Source organism: Flavobacterium ajazii, from assembly GCF_010614725.1.
Taxonomy (GTDB): Bacteria; Bacteroidota; Bacteroidia; order Flavobacteriales; family Flavobacteriaceae; genus Flavobacterium; species Flavobacterium ajazii.
Genome location: NZ_JAAEHL010000007.1, coordinates 175621 through 195771, shown reverse-complemented (window position 1 = coordinate 195771; position 20151 = coordinate 175621). Strand labels below are relative to the sequence as shown.

The following is a 20151-nucleotide window of genomic DNA, read 5'->3' as shown; positions in this document are numbered from 1 at the left end:
GTAGAGGCAACCAATTATTCTTGTGATAGTTTGTAATCTTTTTTAGTTATTTTTGAGAAGATATAAAACGAAATTGTGCCAATCTATCTAATCGGGTTAGATAGGCGAATGTTTATTTCGTATATATGTATAAGTTATTGGCTATATAAATCAAAATCCTTCTAAATGAGCATTGAAGTCCCTTTTATTATTCTTTTTCTGGCAGTTCCTTTATTCTTCTTTTGGAGATGGTTATTAAGGAAAATTATTAAAAATGAGAAAAATAGAAAAGCTGTAACTTGGATAATGACCATTTTTTCTGCGCCAATTCTATACGCTTTGATTATTGTAATTTGGATTTTTAGCATTACCTATTATCCATCACATGATTTTGAAAAAAGGAAATGGATGACCGATAAAGAAACCCGTTATGAACTTTCTGAAGATTTGATTGAAAGCGAAATACTAATAGGAAAAACGAAACAACAGGTTAGAGAAATTTTAGGTGAGCAAAACAATAAATATGAAAGCAATAATTGGAAATATTATTTAGGATTTAAACCAACATTATTTGGGATTGATCCTGACATTTTAGAAATTGAGTTTAAAAATGGTAAAGCAATAAATATTTGCCAAATTTCAGGTTAATACTGCCTCGCTCCCACAAGAATCTTTTCGTATGGCTTTTGAAAAAGCCTTGCTCTCAGGCTGGAGCGAGAGTAACATTAGTGCACACAAATCGAAATAAAAGAGTGAATGTTTGTTTCGTATATAAGTTGTGTGTCATATTTATTAAAACATCGCGAAAAACGTTCTTCTTAAAAATAAAATTAACTTTAAAAACAAATCAAAATGGGATTTTTAGACTCACTCAAAGATTCACTTAAGCATCCGAGATTTTCGGAAAAATACGAAATGGGATTTCCTGATATTAGTAGCGGTGAGAAACCTGTTATAATTCAATTCAGAGAAAATGAAGTTGAATTTAAATTACATCAGTGAAAAAGATTATTAAACCAGATGACATCATAGAAGTTGGACTAAATCAAGAATCTTATAGATCTGCAGGAAAAGCGGTTACTGGGGCAATTATTGGTGGAATTTTGACAGGAGGAATTGGATTATTAGCTGGTGCTGCTATTGGTGGAAAAAGAAGAAAAGAAAATCAATTGACATTGATAGTAAATAATAACGGAAATGAATGTGATATTTTTATAAAACAGAGTAAAAATATTCCAAATTTATATTCAGAATTAAAAAGATTGTTAAGCAAACAAACTACAAAACCAATTTCAGTAGAATTAGAAAGCTCAAACAATGAAACGAAATCAGATTTAGCAAATGACTTGGAAAAATTACATAGCTTACTTGAAAAAGGAATTTTAACTCAGGAAGAGTTTAATGAACAGAAAAGAAGAATGCTCGAATAAAAAAAAGACGAACTTCTGTTCTCCGAAGTGTTTTACAGTTTTGAGTATTTCCGGAAGCTTTCTGGACTGAACTGCCCTAGATAGTGTTTAGCCATTTAGGGCATTTTTTTTTAAAGAAAACCTGATCCCCCCTGATGACGCACGAATCCTTTCGTGTGGACTTTTGAAACCGCACTCCCCCTGCCCTCGCGCTATGGCTAGTTTTTCTTTCTTGAAAAATAAACGGAACATTACAATTTCTTATTATATTTAACATTGAATTTCCGCTACAGCACAAAGCCGCAGAACGTTCCGGTAATTATAAAAAAACAGATCATGGGTTTAGATATTTCAGTAAATTTTGATAATCAGGAAAATATTTACTTGCTTGGTGAGTTTGAAAAAATTCAAGAAGTAGCAAATTTAAGTAGGACATTTTGTAATTTCATGTGCAGAAAAGACGTAGTTGAAGATTGTAGACCTGAACTTGACCAAATAGGTGAATTAACTGGTGTAGACATTACTTTTCTTTACAATATGCAGGAATATGCTGAAGAATGGGAAATTGAAGATATGCTTGAATTTGAAGACGATGAAGATGAAAAAGAGAACCTAAGACAATCAATGCTGAAGAAAAATGCTGAAGTTGGAAATAACATTTCAGAAGTAAAAAATCACCTAATAGGATTAATCGAAAAACTCGGAGAGATTGAAAATTTAGAACAAAAACTTGATAAAACAAGTTATGATACTATAGGAATCGAAAAATATTTTTCAAACTTTCATACTAATCCTGGTGATGGATATATTGGTAACAATTTGGGTCAGGATCTTAGAAATCTCCTTAGCCTTCTTAATTTTGGATTGAGCAATGGTTCAAAAACTATTTATTTTAATTACGGTTAAAAATAACTACTGGTAACACCGTGACTGTTGTACAATCTCTACGAAGTGTTCCCCGAAGCTGGCGCGAGTGTCACACTCGTGCACACAATCAAAATAAAAGAACTTTTACTCACACATTAAATAAAAGCTTTGAAAGCGCCTCTGGCTTCGCACATTTTTTTGATGTTCTTATAAAATCAAAACCTCTTAAAGTCTCCCGACTTTAAATAACTTATAAAGATAGAGGTAACTAGATATTCTTTGGTACTTTGTAATCTTTTTTGGTGATTTTTGAAAATATATAAACATAACAAACATTTGTATATAGACCCAATTTCGGATAGATTTCTCGCTTTTTTTAGCGTATATAAATAAGTTAACGATAATTTTAACGATACAGCAACAGGTAATAAAACAATAGGACAATGGACAAAAAAACTTGGGACATTTGGAAAGGAAATTGGGGCTGGATTCTCGACATTGCTAAAAAACGACAATGGGACATCGTTGACGATTTAGTTATTAAACCAGTTGTTAGCAAGCACGAAGTTGACAAGATAATTGATGACTTGAAAATTAAATTGCCACCTGACTTTATTGACGTAATAACTAACTATTCGGGTGGAGTAAATTTTTCTTTTCAAATTGAAGGAGTGGAAACTGAAGGAGAATATCGACAAATATTTTCAGCAGGTTATGAAGGACTTTGGAGTTTTGAGGACTTAGGAAATTTGAAAGAACAATATGATTGTTGGGTAGAAAGCTGTTTTGACGACCCAACCGACAACTACAATAAAGTTTGGCATAACAAGACGCCAATAATCAGAGTTGCAACTGGGGACTTAATTGCTTTTGACACTTCTGTGACGACAGATGAATTCCCAGTTGTATTTCTCAGTCATGATGGTAGCGACTTTCACGGCAAACGACTTGGAAATAATTTTATTGACTTCATTACAAGGTGGAGTAATGTTGGTTGTTTTGGACCAGAGGACTGGCAATTTGAACCGTTCCATAACGATAATGAGAACATTTTAGAATTGGACGGGGATAAAGTAAACAATTGGAAAAAATGGTTAACGAATTATTGAGAAGAAAAACTTCCCGATCGCGTGGACTAATAATGTTCAAATTATCTAAATAATTTAAAGTATGAAACCCATAAAATTAATTTTCACAGGCAAAGGCGTTTTGGTCATGCCAGAGGCGCCCCACGGGTATCAAAAAACCGCTATGGGGCGCAAATTGCCCGTTTGCAACAGAGACATTTGGGTGAAAAAGGCTTTTTTTCTGCTTTTTCAGTCCGTTCAGGTTGGGCAGCGTTTAGGTACGTACCGGCGTAACTTTTAGCATTCAGCCTTTGATAAAAATCCTTGCACCCCTGCGGTGGAAGCTAAAAGCCTTTTACCAGCTTGGCTGTCCCGTCATTGGTTTTCAAGAAATAAACCCCATTATTGCAGCTTGACAAATCCACTTGTGAAGCCTCGGAAGTTGCTTTTTGTGATTTTATCTTTCTGCCCGAAACATCAAACACTTCTAAGAAGGTGTTTTCTTTGGTTTCGATATTAAATATTCCTGATGAGGGATTGGGATACACAGAAATTTTTTCTTGTTTCCCGAAAGAGGAATTTCCTAGTGTAGTAAACTTAAAATCCTTCCAGACATCGGCAGTTTGATAATCGATCTCGCTGCCATTAGGCACTGTGAGCGGAATATCGGCAATAGTTACATTTGCAAAAACACTGGCAATGATGACTACTGGTGTTGGATTCAACGCAGTTACGGCTGTTAGCCCGGTGCAATTCGCAAAAGCTTCTCTGGCAATGGAGGTAACCGAACTGGGAATCGTTATAGAAGTGAGACCTTTGCAGCCATTAAAAGCAAATGAACCAATAGTTTTAACCGAATTTGGAATTGTAACAGAGCTTAACGCCGTACAATTTCTAAAAGCATTTGTTCCAATACTTGTAACCAGGCCTGGAATTACAATCGAAGTCAAACTAGTGCAGTTATGAAACAGACTCGTCGGAATGCTTGTAATTGTCTCTGAAATCGTGGCGGAGGTTAAAGAAGTGCAGCCAAAAAACGCATTTGTGCCAATACTGGTAACCGTGTTTGGAATTGAAATCGAAATCAGGCCAGTGCAATTAGAAAAAGCATAAGTTCCGATGCGGGTAACCGAACCAGGAATTGTAAACGCATTAATCTTTTTGCAATTATAGAAAGCATAATTTTCGATGCTCGTTACGGAATTAGGAATTGAAACCGAAGCGAGCTCACTACAATCGTAAAAAGCACTATCCGGAATAGCTGTCAATGTATTAGGAAGTACAACTGAAGTCAGAGCTTTGCAACTATGAAAAGCCGACGCTCCAATACTGGTTACCGAATCCGGAATCGTAATAGAACCTAAACTGGAACAATATTGAAAAGCCGACTCAGCAATACTCGTTACCGAATTACCGATTGAAACTGAAGTAAGTCCGGAACAATTATAAAAAGTAGAAGCTTCAATACTGGTTACCGAATCCGGAATCGAAATTGAGGTAAGCCTGGTGCAATTATAAAAAGCCGAAAATCCAATATTCGTTACCGAACTGCCAATCGTTGCAGCAGTAAGTCCTGAAAAGGCAAAAGCAAAAATTCCAATACTCGTTACCGAATTCGGAATGGTGACAGAAGTGAGTGCAGTACAACTATAAAAAGCAAATTCACTAATGCTCTTTACCGAATTGCCAATAGAAACCGACACAAGCCCGGTGCAGTTATTAAACGTATATTTTTCAATACTGGTAACCGAATTACCAATAGAAACTGAGGTCAGACCAGAGCTGCTCTGAAAAGCATAATCGCCAATAGTCACTACCGAATCAGGAATTACAACCGAAGCCAGCTTCTTGCAACTAGAAAAAGCATAAGAGCCAATACTGGTTACAGAATTGCCAAGCATCACCGAAGTCAGCCCCGAAAATTGGAAAGCAAAATCGCCAATGGTTGTTACCGAATTCGGAATTACAACCGAAGACAAATTAGGGCAATATTCAAAAACAAAATCGCCAATACTGGTTACCGAACTTCCAATCGAAATCGAACTAAGCTCAGTGCAAGTTGAAAAAGCATATTTTCCAATATTCAGCACAGAATTTCCAATCGAAACCGAAGTCAGTGCAGTGCAATTTGAAAAAGCATAAACTCCGATACTCGTTACCGAATTAGGAATTGCAATCGAAGTTAGGCCCGCACAGCTAGAAAAAGTATAATCTGCAATACTCGTTATCGAATTACCTATCGAAACGGAAGTTAGCCCAGTACATTTCGCAAAAGCATAAACTCCGACACTCGTTACCGAATCAGGAATTGCAATCGAAGTAAGCCCTGTGCAATAAAAAAAAGCCACATCTCCAATACTCGTTACCGAATTGGGAATCGAAACGGAAGTAAGGCCGGAACAATTAGCAAAAGCCGAATCTCCAATACTCGTTACCGAATTCGGAATTACAACCGAAGTGAGGCCGGAACAATATAAAAAAGCATTACTTTCAAGACTAGTTACAGTATAATTGGTGCCGCTATCTGTAACAAATTCAGGAATAGCAACCGATGTTACAAACCCATTTGCTGCTTTCACAGACACGTTTGTCGTGCCCGGAACTACGGTATAAGTCAAATTTCCTTGTGTAAAAGTCTGCGCCCAAAAACTCATCGGAACAAGTAATAAGGCAATAAATAAGTGTAATTTTTTAAACATTTTATTTTATTTTTAAGGTATTAGTAATTTTTTGGCTTTTAGCATTCTGACACAGTCGGATGTTTCTTTCATCATCCCAAGGGATGAAATGTTTATAGGAAATAATGTTTTTTATGTGGTTCGATCCCGATGGGGTCGCATATTCTCGTTGCAAAATTGGCTATAAACGTTTGACCTCTTCGAGGTCGGATTTCTACAGATGTGAAGTGTTATAGAGCACTTCTCGTGAGTACGTATTCCAACGCAGCCCGACTTGAGTGGAGCTCTTTTTTTGTGGAGCTTTAGCGGAACAAAAAAAAGCGGGAACGGAAGGCGGATTAGCTGCCCAAAAAAAGCTTTTAGCTCTTCCAAAAAATCTGGCGCCCTTATGCCTTCGCGGTGAGTAGCTAAAAGCCTACTTCTCAATCAACAGCTTATAGGATTTATTTTTCCCTTTAATGATATACACACCATTGGTTAGGTTTTGCAAATCAATTAAATTGTCTGTATCTGCTTTTATTGTGAATGATTTCAAAACCTGTCCATTAAGGTTAATGATTTGGAAATCCTCCGAAGTTCTCGACTGAATTGTAATCATGCCTTTGCTTGGATTTGGTGAAATTGTTAAGCCTGTAATGGTTTCAAAATCGGTTGTTCCTAAAGATGAAACCGTTGTGCAGGCAGAAGTTACCGAACAAGATCCCATTGTGATGATTACTTTATAGCTATCAGAGACTATTGGAGAATACGTCCTGCTGTTTGTACCAACATTTGAATTGTCTGAACATTTTATCCATTGGTAATTTGCATTTTCCTGATTAGCGGCCAATTCGCCCCCGGTAAGAGTTACAATGTTGTTTATACTTGAAGTGACAACTACATCAATTTTTTCTTTAGGACTTTCGCATCCGTTTACTGTTTGTGTTACCCAATAAGAGGTAGTTCCTGCAGTTGTTGTTGAAGGTGTAGGTGCAGTGCTGCTACCAGACAGGTCAGTTGCCGTGTACCATAATAATTTTGTTCCTGAAGCTGTTAAGGCAGCTGGAGAAGCATTTAAGCAATGGGCTACTGGTGTTGCTACGGTTGGTGCTGGTGTTGTATTTACAATTGCATTTACGACAGCACGGTTGGAGTTATAGGGCTCTGTGATGCTTTTTAGAGCGTTGTTGCCATAATCTGCCACAAGAATTTTACCATTTGTTTGTAGGGCAACGCCAAAAGGTGTCTTAAATCCTTTGCCTAATGTTTCAATGCCTGTTCCGTCGGCGTTCATGCGTTTTATGGCATTGTTGTTTTGATCTGCAATTACTATTTTGTTATCGTTTTGTATGGCAACACCCCTGGGGCTATTAAACCCCGATCCTAAGGTTACAACTCCAGTTCCATCAGCATTCATACGTTTAATGGTATTATTACCCAAATCAGCAACAATAATTTTTCCATCGGCTTGTATGGCAATCCCACTTGGGTTTTTAAATCCTGTACCTAATATTGCAACGCCTGTTCCATCAGCATTCATTCGTTTAACTGCGTTATTATTATAATCTGCTACAATAATTTTACCATCAGCTTGTATGGCAACTCCAGTAGGAAAACTAAATGCTGTACTTAGAGTTACAATGTTACTGCCATCAGCGTTCATTCGTTTGATGGCATTATTGCCTGCATCTGCCACAATAATTTTACCGTCGGCTTGTACGGCAATCCCACATGGGCTTGTAAATCCTGTACCTAGCGTTATAATGGCAGTACCATCCGCATTCATTCGTTTTACAAGCGCATTGCCAGTGTCTGCCATTAGAATTTTGCCATCAGTTTGTGTGGCAATACTATAAGGGGTTTTAAATCCGCTTCCCAGCGTGCTAACAAAAGCTGGGCATCTTTGCTCTACATAATAAGGTTTAGTTGTTAATGCCTCTGTGCTGGTTAGTGCTGTACCACCTGTGTTGGCACTAAACCATGAAACGGTAGCGTTTGTACTCGGTGAACTAATAAAACTTGCTATTTTTGGGGTACTCATACTACAAAAAGTTTGAGTTCCATCCGTTATGTTATGAACGGTAATTGGCGTACGAGTACTTTCGCAACCAGAAACAGTTTGTGATACATAATAGGTTGCATCGTTGGTAAGGCTCGTTGTTGTTGCCAAATTACTCCCACCTGTTGCTGCTGCATACCACTTTAAACCTGTACCCGTTGCTGCTAAACTAGCAATTGTTGACGTGTCTGTATAAATTTGAGTTTCGGTAGCGGTAGGTGCTGGCGTATTGTTTACAGTTACGTTTACTGGTACACGATTTGTGCTATAAGCCTCTGTAATACGTTTTACAGCTTTGCTGGCATAATCAGCATCAACCACCAGAATTTTTCCATCAGCTTGAATTGCTACTCCGTAAGGATTTGGAAACCCAGAATCCAGGGTAACAATATTCGTTCCATCGGCATTCATTCGTTTCACTGCATTGTTATCATAATCTGCCACCACAATTTTTCCATCAGCTTGAATTGCAACATTCGTAGGACTACTAAACCCAGAACCGAGTGTTACAATACCCGTTCCGTCGGCATTCATTCGTTTTATGGCATTGTTTCCATAGTCTGCCACCACAATTCGGCCATTGGCTTGAATCGCAACACCATTGGGTTTAAAGCCCGATCCCAAGGTAACAATCCCCGTTCCATTAGCATTCATTCGTTTCACTGCACTGTTTCCATAATCTGCCACCACAATTTTACCATCCGTTTGAATGGCAACTCCCGCAGGCAAAAAAAATCCAGATCCTATTGTTACAATGCCTGTTCCATCGGCATTCATTCGTTTAATGGCGTTGTTTCCATAATCTGCCACAAGAATTTTACCATCAGCTTGAATAGCAGCAGAAACAGGAAAATTAAATCCACCTCCGAGGATTACAATATCCGTTCCGTCAGCGTTCATACGCTTAATTACGTTGTTAAAAGTATCTACCACTAAAATTCTGCCATCAGGCTGAACTGTAACAACATAAGGTTTTAAAAAGCCACTCCCTAATGTTAGAATAGACAATGGACATTTTTGTTCAACATAATATGTACTGCTCATTATTGCTTGTGTATTTGACAATGCTGTACCGCCCGTATTGTTACTAAACCAAGCAGCGGTAGTGCCTGGGTTTGGCGTTGTAATTACACTGTCAAATGTAGGGCTCGTTGTACCACATAATGTTTGTGCAGTTTCACTTATACTACGAACAAGAACAGGCGTTCGGGCACTTTCGCAACCAGAAACCGTTTGCGAAACATAATACGTTAGATTGTTTGTTAAGCTCGTTGTAGTTGCCAAAGCTGTACCGCCTGTTGCTGCTGCATACCATTTTAAATTTGTACCTGTTGCCGTTAAATTAGCAATGGTTGCTGAACTTGTATAAATCTGTTGTTCATTTGCCGTAGGACCAATTGTTCCGCATTGACACCAAAAATTTGTCTGAAATGAAATAAAAATCAGTATCGTGAAAAGTGTTTTTTGTTTCAAATAGTAGTTTTTTTCCATAATAGTAGTTTTTAAATTATTTTTTTTGAGTGAATTTTATTATTTGAATTCAAGATAATTGTACCTGCGTAACTATTAGCTGTGGGCAATGAGCTTTCAGCAGAAACTTGTGTTCATTGTCTCAAGCCGATAGCTAAAAAAACCTTGCGCCTTTTCGCCCTTGTGGTAAATAGACAAAGCCAACGGCTAAAAGCTAAAAATGCATTACAAATCTACATCTTAGCCCAAAAACCAAATGCGTCAAACAGCAATCCATTTGATTCAAAAACCATCTATTTACTTCACTTTTTGAATAGAAGTTCAGAAAACTTGTGTGGGACAATAAAAAGGCTAGAATTGGTAGAATTAAGTTGCAAAATCATGAACATAGCCCATTCTCCAAAGTGTTCCTAATGAAACGCTCTATGTAAATATCTTGCTGGCGAACGTTTCCGACTTCGCATATTTTTTTAATGTTTTTGTAAAATCAAAACCTCTTAAAATCTCCTGACTTTAAATACTGTCTGTGGTGTTATGTCATTGAAAATGTATTGCACCAATTTAACACAGGAGGAGGTGAGGTTCAGTCATTTTATAGGAAGCATAAATAAGTTTAGCGTCATTTTTTATATAGCTATATTGTTAAATTGCTTAAAGTCAGATTTATGAAAAAATGTTTGTAATCCATTTCAAACAATCAGAAAATTTGAGGTCAATTTAACCGTTTATTCTTCTATATTTTTTAGGTGGCATTATATTTTTTATTACTTTTCAAACCAATTATTAAAACCACCTACCCCAATGGCAGCAATAAAAAATGACCTGACACGCTTTTTAGAAGCACAAAACAAACTATATCTAACAGCTCTTTCTGAGCTTAAAAAAGGCAAAAAAGAAACACATTGGATGTGGTTTATATTCCCTCAGATAAAAGGACTCGGAAGAAGTGAAATGTCGGAGCTATATGCTATCGAAAATTTACAGCAAAGCGAAGAATTCCTGGCACATCCAATACTAAGAAAGCATATTATTGAAAGCGCAGAAGTATTGCTGAGTTTTAAAATGAAATCAGTAGAATCTATTTTTGGAGATCTCGATGCACGTAAATTGCAATCCTCAATGACACTTTTTAGTTTAACAGATAATACTAATCCTGTCTTTCAGGAGGTATTAGATGCTTTTTTTTCAGGGCAATTTGATCCTCTTACGTTATCAATTCTAAATGAAATGATGCATCCGGCACTGCGCTAAATTAAGAAGAGATATCTCTTAATAACCTGCTTTAATTGAAATTATAGTAATAATATAAAATTAAAAAGCCCTTAGGAAAGCCCGAAAGGGTTTAAAGTAAGATGAATTGCTTTTTAGATTCTTCAATAGAAACTTTTCTAAATTCTTTTAAAAGGTTTTCAATTTCTAAAGAAGATTTACTGGCTCTTGCTCCGGCTGCTTTCCCCGTTCCCGCACGAATCCTTTCGTGTGGCTTTTGAACCCCCGTTCCTCTGGCGCAAGTGCAGGTGTCGCACTTGTGCACACAATGTAAATCAAAAAGAATTTTTCCATTGCTGGAAGTGTTCCTGATGAAAATCGGGGATATATCAGGTATTAACTTTTATATTTTAATTGTTTTAGATAAAAAGAAGTAATGTGTTTAAAAACAGGTGTATACACTTGGTTTGGTGTTTTTTTTTATGATTATTTTTGGAAAGATGTAAAACGAAAGTAAATTCTGTCAATCCGTCTTAATAGAGGTGGATATACGAATGTTTGTTTCGTGTATATATAAGTTATGAGGTAGCTTATACTATCTATTGATCCATTAAAACTTGACAACAATGAATATAGAAATTAAAATTAATTGCCCTGATCCTGAAAATGATCTTCATCTTCCCTATTTGGCATGGGGACCTTCCATTTGTCATATCCGAGTAGGGGGTAACAGTGGCAACAAAATTCTGTACCTCAGAACAAGAAATCTGGGCATGGGCCGGGCCGTTTTTACCGATGCACTCCGTAAGACAGTATATCCAACCGCAACATTAATTTGTGAGGATGAAACCTGGACTACTTTTTATCTCACCGGAGATTTTGGAAATGCCAGCACTCGTGACAAAGACATTGAAATCTGTGTTTTTCAGGATGACCCCAATTTAAACCCCACTGCCGAACCTGTTGTGGCTGAAGCCCTGATGGTGCGGGTGAGAAAGGATGCCGAGACCCTTACTGAAGAAGAGAAAATGCGGTTCATCAGAGCATTCGCCCAATTAAACCAAAAGGACGGATACGCATTTTACAAGCAGTTCACAGACATGCATATAGCGAACACGGATAATGAAATTCACTTTTACGAAAATTTTCTTCCCTGGCACCGCTTGTATCTTTTGAACCTGGAAAGAGACCTGCAGGAAATTGATTCCAGTGTATCTCTTCATTATTGGCGCTGGGATTTTCCTGCACCCAATCTCTTTAGTGAAAATTTTGCCGGAAAAATAATGGTTACCAATGAAGACGAAAACCCGGGATCTGTCCCGACTTTCTCTCTTTCGAACCCTTGGCGGAATTGGAAACCACCTGGTTCTGCTATGCTGCTTAGGTCTGCCTTCAACTGGGATCTGACTCTCAATGGAGGCTGGGACGTACTGATAGACAGGAAAGCTCCGGAGGCCTATGCAATAAACATGGGGAAAGGGATTTACCTTAACTTATTTTGGGATCAGAACAGACCACGGGGCTCCCGTCCAGGATATGTCTTCAGTGCGCCACATGGAGGTGGTCACATGAGTTTCAGGGGGCAGATTTCAGATATTCCAACCGCTCCTCAGGACCCGGTTTTTTTTATGTTGCACTCCAATGTGGACCGTTTGTGGGCACTATGGCAGAATCAGTGGGATCGATTTACACCGGAAGATGCTGACAGTTATTCGCCACAGGGATTGAGCCCAAACCGGGACTTAGGATTCGGGGCATATTCTCAACAAACACAATGGCCATGGAACGGAGATACACAAGCTCCCCGACCGCCACAAGCGCCTTATGGGGAATATCCTACCGTTAAAAAAGGATACAAAGTATTACCTAACCCTGCTTCACAACCCACCATTGAGGAGGTGATTGATTATAAAGGCAGGCTTGACCCAAATAATTCCATTGGATTTGACTACGACAATGTCCCTTTCCATTTCACCGTTCCTCCTTCCTTACCTTTACTGAAAACTATGGCTATGACAGGAAATCAGCATATTCAACAAATTCTGAACAAGAATCTTGACAGTCAGCTGCGGCTTGTGGCGTTGGACTCCATTGAAGAACCTATTGGCGAACTGGACGGTTTGACCAAAATTGTTACTGACAAACAGGAACCTGCAGCAGTCAGAAGCGGGGTAGTGCAGCTTCTTACCAGATACCTTGGGCATACGGAAGAATTTGTAAGGATTCTTATCAGCATACTGACAGACCTTTCCGAGCCTGCGGAATTAAGAAAAACGGTGATGCTTCAAATCCGGGTTTTAGGTTTTGAAGGCTCCGCATTTAAACAGTTTCGCCCTATAGTGATAGAAGGCCTGCGCAAATTGATCAGGGACAAGGACAGACGCATTGCTCTTGAAGCTATTGATTTGCTGGCATACCAAAAAGACGAATGGTTACAAAGGGAGCTGAAAGAGGGACTGGAAAATCCGGAAAAGGCTATTGTTTCAGACGAATCAGCAGTTTATTATCTGTCACTTGATCCCCATAATTTCCTCGACCTGTTTAGAAAGGTTGCAGAAGAATCCACGGATGAAAAGGCAAAAATCATGGCCATCCACGCTTTGTCTTCCGATACAGCCAGCAAAGATTTTCTGCTTTCTCTTTTCGGGAATAAAACAGAATCATCGGAAGTGCGGGAAGCATCCGCCCATGCGCTGGAAGCTCAAGATCCTAACCTTATGCTTGCAAAAGCAGTTGAAACATTTAAGGATGAGGAAGAACAGGATTATCACTTGTTAACAGTACTGTTATCTAAACTTACCCTTCAGGAAGAAGATGGCCTCAACAAAATCCGTCAAGACGGAGAACTTCTGGACAAAATCAGGGAGCATGCTGAACGGCCAAAACTATTAAAGGCAAATAGAGAAAGCAGCGAAGCCAGAGAAGATGACTTTGGAATTCTGCTAAAAAGACTGAAATCACTTTTATAATTCACTTTAAACAAAAGCGCATTGTCCCATGTTTTGGAAAAGAAAAGACAACAAGACCCTCGTAACATTTGGCAAGCACACTTCTGAGGAAAACATCGCTGCATTTGTGGATGAAGTTCGGGCAAATCCTGAACTCAGGAATGAATTGCTCCCACTGCTGCGTGAGAGTCATGTGCTCTACAACGGGAGGGGCACGCAGGAATGTATACGCCTGAGAGGGTACATTTTGGCTGCTTTTGAAGTGACAGGCTTGCCGCCCGCAGCTTTGATATTCGCCATGGAAGACCTGTACAATACCCGCAGCGCCTATCTCATAGCCGGTGCTGCCAGAGCAATCCGTGGCATGGCTCAGCCCCATCCGGAAGTGGTACCTTATCTCCTCGAAGCGGTGGTAAACATTCGTTATATGGACGATGCGGTTACATTTGATACGTACAAACCAGTTTGGCCTGTCACAAATTTTACTACCGGTCTGAGCGAAGTTTTTAAAACCTTTGCCTGGCTTGGTGCCTATGCGCAGGAGGCGATTCCGCAATTAAAAAAATATGCGGAGGCTTCAGACTTTCAGTATGAAGTGCTTGAGGAAATAAAGCGGGCGATTGAGACGATTGAGGGGGACCCGCATGAAGTGGATTTCTCCTGTTGTGGACCTTCACCAAAATTAGCGGGGAGAAAAGAAACCGTACCGGGAAGAGGCAGGATAAATCCGTTGTTAAAAAACATTGTTATGGAAGATCAGAACGGAGCTAAGGTTCCGTTTTCTTCTTTTTTTCAGGGGAAGCCAACAGTGGTTAGTTTTTTCTATACCCGTTGTATTGCGATTAATAAATGTTCTCTGACTGTGGGCAATACAGGGAGACTTGCAAAAGCACTCCTTGAAGTAAATCTCCAGAATAAAGTAAATGTAGCGCTCATTACTTATGATCCGGTCTATGACCTTCCTGAACGAATCAGGGTGTATGCGGAAACCCGTCGTTGTGAATTTTCAGATTCATTCAAAGCCTTTCGTGTATCGCCTGGGGATTACGAATTGCTGAAAGAGCATTTTAGTCTGGAGGTCGGTTATTCCACCTCTATTGTAAATCAGCATCAGGTGGAGACTTATCTTCTGGATTATAAGGGAAGAATCAGGAATACCCTGATCAGAATTCAATGGAGCGAGGATGAAATCAGGGATAAAATAGGAAGACTGATAAAAGAGATACCTGCAGGCAAGGTGAGTCAGACTGCAAAAGCTGTTTCCGAAAATCTCAGGACCATAGTTTTTCCTTTGCTCATTGCAGTATTTCCAAAGTGCCCCGTCTGCTGGGCTGCTTACATGAGTGCCTTTGGAATTGCAGGCATGAAAGCCATTCCGTATTCTCCTTGGCTGGTTCCACTGTTCGTACTTGGGATCGGAGTCAACCTCTGGTTACTGTACCGGGCACGAAACAAACGGAATGGATTAACACCGTTTTGGGTTAGCGTCCTCGGCGCAGCTACGTTTCTGATCTGCGGTCTATGGCTGAATCTGAGAACAGGCACGTATGTGGGGATAGTATTCATTTTACTGGGCTCGATTTTAAACAGCCTGTCCTTTTCATGGTTTCAGCGATTACAGGGGTGGGTAGAAAGCCTTTTCAGACCGGTGATCGTGAAAAAGAAACAGAAGCTGAAAACAACTACTTAGGTTCCGGGTATCCTATGAAACTGGTCAAAGAAATGGAAAACTGATAGTATAAAAGCCACTTTGCCAAAAAAAAGCTCCCGTACGAATCCTTTCGTGTGGCTTTTTGAAACCTTGTTCCCTTGCTGACATGAGTTTCATACTCATACAAACAATTATGTAAATCAAAAGAGCTTTCTTAAATGACACAAGTTTACAATTAGGGAATAATTAAATTAAGCTTGAAAAGAATAGTGCTACTTTCTTTTGGTATTTTGTAATCTTTTTTGGTTATTTTTGAAAATGTATAAAGCGAAATCAAATTGCGTCAATATGTATTAATAGGATTGATAGGCAATATATTAAACCAAAATGTGAATGAAAAAAATATCAATATTAATTCTTCTAAGTTTAATATCTTGCGGAAAGAATTCTGTCCGAATTGAAAAAGGTTTTACTAAAATTGATAATGAATATCAAGATAGAAATAAATTAATCGAACAGATAAAACCAAATAAAGAATATGTGTATTGGGAATATGTTAAATTCATACCAGATTTACATAATAACCAAAAAGAGGTTATTAGAAAACATGGTGATACATTAATTAGAAATAATTATACTTTTTATCCTCCTGAATCAGGTTTTTTTAATGAATGTTTGCCTAATAGTTGTTTTTCATATGTTACATATATTGAAAACGATGATGTCCATTACGTCACAGATGAAGTAGAAATGAAAAAATTCATTGGTGAAATTGATAATCTTGCTGAAGCAATTCTGATTTTACACATGAATGATTTGTGGCTTGACCCGAAAGAAAAAAAAGCGGGCTCATTTAAAAAAACAAATAATGGATTTGAATTATATATGATGAAATATAAAAGCTGTCCCGAAACAAAGGAATCAATAAAAGTAGAAATAGACTCCATTGGAAATTTTAAGTTGAAGAATAACGGAACTTATTACAAATCTAACAATTGCACAATGTCATAAATGCTATTGCTTAACTACTACAAAAGATTTAGGCAATAAGCTCAAAGGAAAAGGTTCTGTTTTAGATGATTTAGTAAATCCGAAGAATGAGCTTAATTTAGTGACAAAGTCCCTATAATACCTAATATTGTGCATCACAAGAAAAAAAACTAAAATGAACGAATTTTCAATTGGAAAAGCGAAGCTGTCAGACTCTTTAAGGATATCTGTTTTGCTTAAAACTGTTTATATTCAGACATATGCTGTTGATGGAGTTACTTTTGAATTTGCGAACTTTATTACAAAAAGATTCTCAACTGAAAATATTGAGAATATAATAAAGAATAATCCGGACAGATTGCTAGTTGCTTATCAAAATGGAAATCCAATTGGAGTTGCTGAAATAATCTATGACAGTATTTGCCCTATAAGAAAAATACCTGTTGCTGAATTAAGTAAACTATATGTTTTAGAAAGGTTTTATGGAAAAGGAATTGGATATGGACTTATAAATGAAGCCGAAAAGGAGATACGAAAGAATGGATTTACAGAATTTAATCTGGAAGTTTATATCAACAATACCAGAGCGATCACTTTTTACGAAAGACAAGGTTATACCTCAATAGGTAATGTGGACTTTCCAATGGAATCAAATACCTACAAAAATTTAGTGATGAATAAAAAAATGAATTAAAAAAGTACGCAAGCGGAATATTTACACTCTTGCAGGAATCCTTTCGTGTGGAATTTTATCAAAGTCTTATTCTTCAATAATTATGTGTTGTTTGTCTCATTTTTTATGGAAAGAAAAGTCAGTGGTATAATCATGTATTTAAATTTCGTCACCAGATATTTAGACAATTCCTTTTTAACTGTTCTAAAATAAAAAAGAAGCATTTTGTTCGCTTTCATTAATTAAATAGAATGCTTAATTATTTCACTAAACAATTTTGAGATAATTTTTGTTTCCGGCTCCTTTTAAGAAATTCGGATAGAACCCTTAATTTTCTGAACCTTTTTGTTTATATTTCTGAATCTTTCCGAAGAAAAATTTCCTGTCAAAAAAATCACGTATCCACAATAAAATCACATAAAAAACATTCAAATTTAAACTTTAAACAAAACTTTATTCCTTAAATTTGTGACGCTAAAAATAAAATAAACAAACTATGAGTTCATTTGACGTAGTCATTATAGGTTCAGGTCCTGGCGGATATGTATCGGCAATTCGTTGCGCACAATTAGGTTTCAAAACTGCTATTGTAGAAAAATATAATTCATTAGGCGGAACTTGCCTTAATGTGGGTTGTATTCCTTCAAAAGCATTATTATCATCTTCTCACCATTATGCAGAAATTGCTCATTTTGCAGATCACGGAATCGAAGTTTCCGGTGATGTAAAAATCAATTTAGAGAAAATGATTGCGCGCAAACAGGCCGTTGTAGATCAAACCGTAGGTGGAATCAACTACTTAATGGATAAAAATAAAATTACTGTTTTCAATGGTTTGGGGTCTTTCGTAGACGCAACGCACATTGCTGTTGCAAAAGCTGACGGAACTTCAGAAACTATTGAAGCAAAATATACTGTAATCGCTACAGGTTCAAAACCATCTTCTTTACCATTCATCAAAATTGATAAAGAAAGAATCATCACTTCTACTGAAGCTTTGGCTTTAAAAGAAGTTCCAAAACACTTAGTTATTATTGGAGGAGGAGTTATCGGAATCGAGCTTGGACAAGTTTACCTTCGTTTAGGAGCTCAGGTTTCTGTAGTAGAATTCATGGACAGAATCATTCCGGGAATGGACGGAGCGCTTTCTAAAGAATTGACCAAAGTGTTGAAAAAACAAGGAATGAAATTCTATGTTTCTCACAAAGTAAAATCAGTTGAAAGAAATGGCGATGCTGTTGTTGTTCAGGCTGAAAACGCAAAAGGAGAAACAATCACTCTTGAAGGAGATTACTCATTAGTTTCTGTTGGTCGCCGTCCTTACACAGACGGATTAAACGCTGACAAAGCCGGAGTTAAAATTTCAGACAGAGGACAAGTTGAAGTAAACGATCATTTACAGACCAGTGTTCCAAATATCTATGCAATTGGTGACGTTGTTCGAGGAGCGATGTTAGCGCACAAGGCAGAGGAAGAAGGAGTAATGGTTGCTGAAATCTTAGCAGGGCAAAAGCCACATATCGATTACAACTTAATTCCTGGTGTAGTGTATACGTGGCCGGAAGTTGCGGCAGTTGGACAAACGGAAGAGCAATTGAAAGCAGCCGGAGTAAAATATAAATCCGGAAGTTTCCCATTCAAAGCTTTAGGACGTGCAAGAGCAAGTGCTGACTTAGACGGATTCGTAAAAATCCTTGCTGATGAGAAAACAGATGAGGTTTTAGGAGTTCACATGATTGGAGCACGTACAGCAGATTTAATTGCTGAGGCAGTTACTGCAATGGAATTCAAAGCGTCTGCTGAAGATATTTCAAGAATGAGCCACGCACACCCAACTTTTGCGGAAGCAGTAAAAGAAGCAGCGTTGGCAGCTACTGAAAACAGAGCTATACACGTATAAATTTACGTTAAATGATATTTTAAAACCGTCAGAATTCATCTGGCGGTTTTTTTATGTGCTCATTTTTGAGCTCCGCATAATATAATAATCAGGAACAATTTTGTAAATGAAATGTGTTTTATTCATGTTATCTTTAGAAAAATAAAAAGATAATAGTATGAAAAATAGATATATAGTTCCGATTTTGATTGGAGCAGGAATAGGACTCGCATTATATTCATGTGGAGGAGGAATTCCGAGGAAAGCAACTGCTGTAACAAACTTTGAAAGTGCAAAATATCTCGGGAAATGGTATGAAATTGCCAGACTGGATTATAAATGGGAAAGGGATTTGGACAATGTGACTGCCGAATATTCTTTGAATGAGGATAAAACAATTAAAGTTGATAACAAAGGATATAATTTTAAAAAAGGCAAGTGGGAGCAGAGTATAGGGAAAGCTAAATTTGTCGGAAAAGAAAATATAGGTATGCTGAAAGTTTCTTTTTTCGGTCCTTTTTATTCAGGTTACAATGTGGTTTCAATTGATCAGGATTACAAATATGCTCTTGTTGCCGGAGAAAGTTTAAAATATATGTGGATACTTTCAAGAGAAAAGACAATTCCGGAAACTGTCAAAACCGAATTTTTGAAAAAAGCTAAGGAAATTGGTTATGCAACATCTGATTTGGTTTGGGTAAAACACGATAAAACAAATTAAAAAATAAACCCGACCGATTTTAATGTCTGTCGGGTTTTGTATTTTGAATTAAAATCAGGATCATGGAGTAAAAACGCTTTTGTAATTATCCCAGTATCTGTAAATCAAAAATAAGTTGCCTAAGAATAATAATCCGGCAATTGGAAGACCTTCCGGAGCCAGAAAATAATTGATGAACAGAATATTTACCGTTATGGGTAAAATTAAAATATTGGCTAATGTTACAAAACGTCCCGTGACAAAAGCGATTCCGCAAAGTAATTCAATAGATTTTGCCAAAGGGAGTAAATAAGTTGAGGCAACCAGGCCTACATTAAAAGCTTTAAAGTTTCCGGTTACTTCTGGTTCAGGAGCCAGCTTAAAGAAAAAACTGATTGAAGCAAAAAGAAGTAAGAGACCAATTAAAACGCGGACAATAATCGTGGCAATTTTCATAATACTTAGGATTTTTTAAGGTTAAAAAATATAAATAAGCTATTGGAAAAGATGCAAACCCAAAGTCTCAAATTAAAATCACAAATTGTTTTTTGTGGTCTTTTTTTAAGAATTTTACAATTAAACCAATCTAATTT

General features: G+C 37.5%; 16 protein-coding genes. 12 read left to right on the top strand and 4 right to left on the bottom strand.

Annotation, left to right across the window (positions count from 1 at the left end):
- Positions 1-165 precede the first annotated feature (165 nt).
- The 5 genes from GWR14_RS14300 (at position 166) to GWR14_RS14280 (ending at position 3364) form a co-directional block, all read left to right on the top strand.
- Entirely contained in the window at positions 166-627 is a 462-nt protein-coding gene (locus GWR14_RS14300) for an outer membrane protein assembly factor BamE (protein ID WP_163409760.1), read from the top strand.
- A 204-nt stretch (positions 628-831) separates the two neighbouring features.
- Positions 832-981 carry a hypothetical protein gene (locus GWR14_RS14295; RefSeq protein WP_163409759.1) on the top strand — a complete coding sequence of 50 codons (150 nt, stop codon included), beginning with the start codon at positions 832-834 and terminating at the stop codon, positions 979-981.
- A complete protein-coding gene (locus GWR14_RS14290) occupies positions 978-1409 on the top strand; it encodes an SHOCT domain-containing protein (RefSeq protein WP_163409758.1) in 432 nt (143 codons plus the stop codon). The genes GWR14_RS14295 and GWR14_RS14290 overlap by 4 nt, the downstream gene beginning before the upstream one ends.
- Positions 1410-1724: 315 nt before the next feature.
- Positions 1725-2294, top strand: a complete 570-nt coding sequence (locus tag GWR14_RS14285) for a hypothetical protein (protein ID WP_163409757.1) — start codon at positions 1725-1727, stop codon at positions 2292-2294.
- Between the two features lie 404 nt (positions 2295-2698).
- On the top strand, positions 2699-3364 hold the full coding sequence (locus tag GWR14_RS14280) for an SMI1/KNR4 family protein (RefSeq protein WP_163409756.1): 666 nt from the start codon (positions 2699-2701) through the stop codon (positions 3362-3364).
- Between the two features lie 302 nt (positions 3365-3666).
- On the opposite strand, the gene GWR14_RS14275 is transcribed toward GWR14_RS14280, so the two are convergent.
- Complete coding sequence (locus GWR14_RS14275; RefSeq protein WP_163409755.1) at positions 3667-6021, bottom strand: leucine-rich repeat domain-containing protein; 2355 nt, start codon at positions 6019-6021, stop codon at positions 3667-3669.
- Positions 6022-6415: 394 nt separating this feature from the next.
- Positions 6416-9529 carry a virginiamycin B lyase family protein gene (locus tag GWR14_RS14270; protein WP_163409754.1) on the bottom strand — a complete coding sequence of 1038 codons (3114 nt, stop codon included), beginning with the start codon at positions 9527-9529 and terminating at the stop codon, positions 6416-6418.
- Between the two features lie 780 nt (positions 9530-10309).
- On the opposite strand from GWR14_RS14270, the gene GWR14_RS14265 reads away from it, so the two are divergent.
- Positions 10310-10759, top strand: a complete 450-nt coding sequence (locus GWR14_RS14265) for a DUF1810 domain-containing protein (RefSeq protein ID WP_163409753.1) — start codon at positions 10310-10312, stop codon at positions 10757-10759.
- A 91-nt stretch (positions 10760-10850) separates the two neighbouring features.
- On the opposite strand, the gene GWR14_RS14260 is transcribed toward GWR14_RS14265, so the two are convergent.
- Positions 10851-11042, bottom strand: a complete 192-nt coding sequence (locus GWR14_RS14260) for a hypothetical protein (protein ID WP_163409604.1) — start codon at positions 11040-11042, stop codon at positions 10851-10853.
- Positions 11043-11343: 301 nt separating this feature from the next.
- On the opposite strand from GWR14_RS14260, the gene GWR14_RS14255 reads away from it, so the two are divergent.
- The 6 genes from GWR14_RS14255 to GWR14_RS14230 all read left to right on the top strand — a co-directional run bounded on the left by GWR14_RS14255 (position 11344) and on the right by GWR14_RS14230 (position 19579).
- A complete protein-coding gene (locus tag GWR14_RS14255) occupies positions 11344-13686 on the top strand; it encodes a tyrosinase family protein (RefSeq protein ID WP_163409752.1) in 2343 nt (780 codons plus the stop codon).
- A 28-nt stretch (positions 13687-13714) separates the two neighbouring features.
- Positions 13715-15355: an SCO family protein gene (locus GWR14_RS14250; protein ID WP_163409751.1), complete on the top strand. Its 1641-nt coding sequence runs from the start codon at positions 13715-13717 to the stop codon at positions 15353-15355.
- A 354-nt stretch (positions 15356-15709) separates the two neighbouring features.
- Positions 15710-16327: a hypothetical protein gene (locus GWR14_RS14245; RefSeq protein ID WP_163409750.1), complete on the top strand. Its 618-nt coding sequence runs from the start codon at positions 15710-15712 to the stop codon at positions 16325-16327.
- Between the two features lie 154 nt (positions 16328-16481).
- Positions 16482-17000, top strand: coding sequence for a GNAT family N-acetyltransferase (locus GWR14_RS14240; protein WP_163409749.1), 519 nt, complete (start codon positions 16482-16484; stop codon positions 16998-17000).
- A 475-nt stretch (positions 17001-17475) separates the two neighbouring features.
- Complete coding sequence (gene lpdA, locus GWR14_RS14235) at positions 17476-18879, top strand: dihydrolipoyl dehydrogenase (RefSeq protein ID WP_163409748.1); 1404 nt, start codon at positions 17476-17478, stop codon at positions 18877-18879.
- A gap of 157 nt (positions 18880-19036) precedes the next feature.
- Positions 19037-19579, top strand: coding sequence for a lipocalin family protein (locus GWR14_RS14230; RefSeq protein ID WP_163409747.1), 543 nt, complete (start codon positions 19037-19039; stop codon positions 19577-19579).
- Between the two features lie 60 nt (positions 19580-19639).
- On the opposite strand, the gene GWR14_RS14225 is transcribed toward GWR14_RS14230, so the two are convergent.
- Positions 19640-20014: a DoxX family membrane protein gene (locus GWR14_RS14225; RefSeq protein ID WP_163395983.1), complete on the bottom strand. Its 375-nt coding sequence runs from the start codon at positions 20012-20014 to the stop codon at positions 19640-19642.
- Positions 20015-20151: the final 137 nt, after the last annotated feature.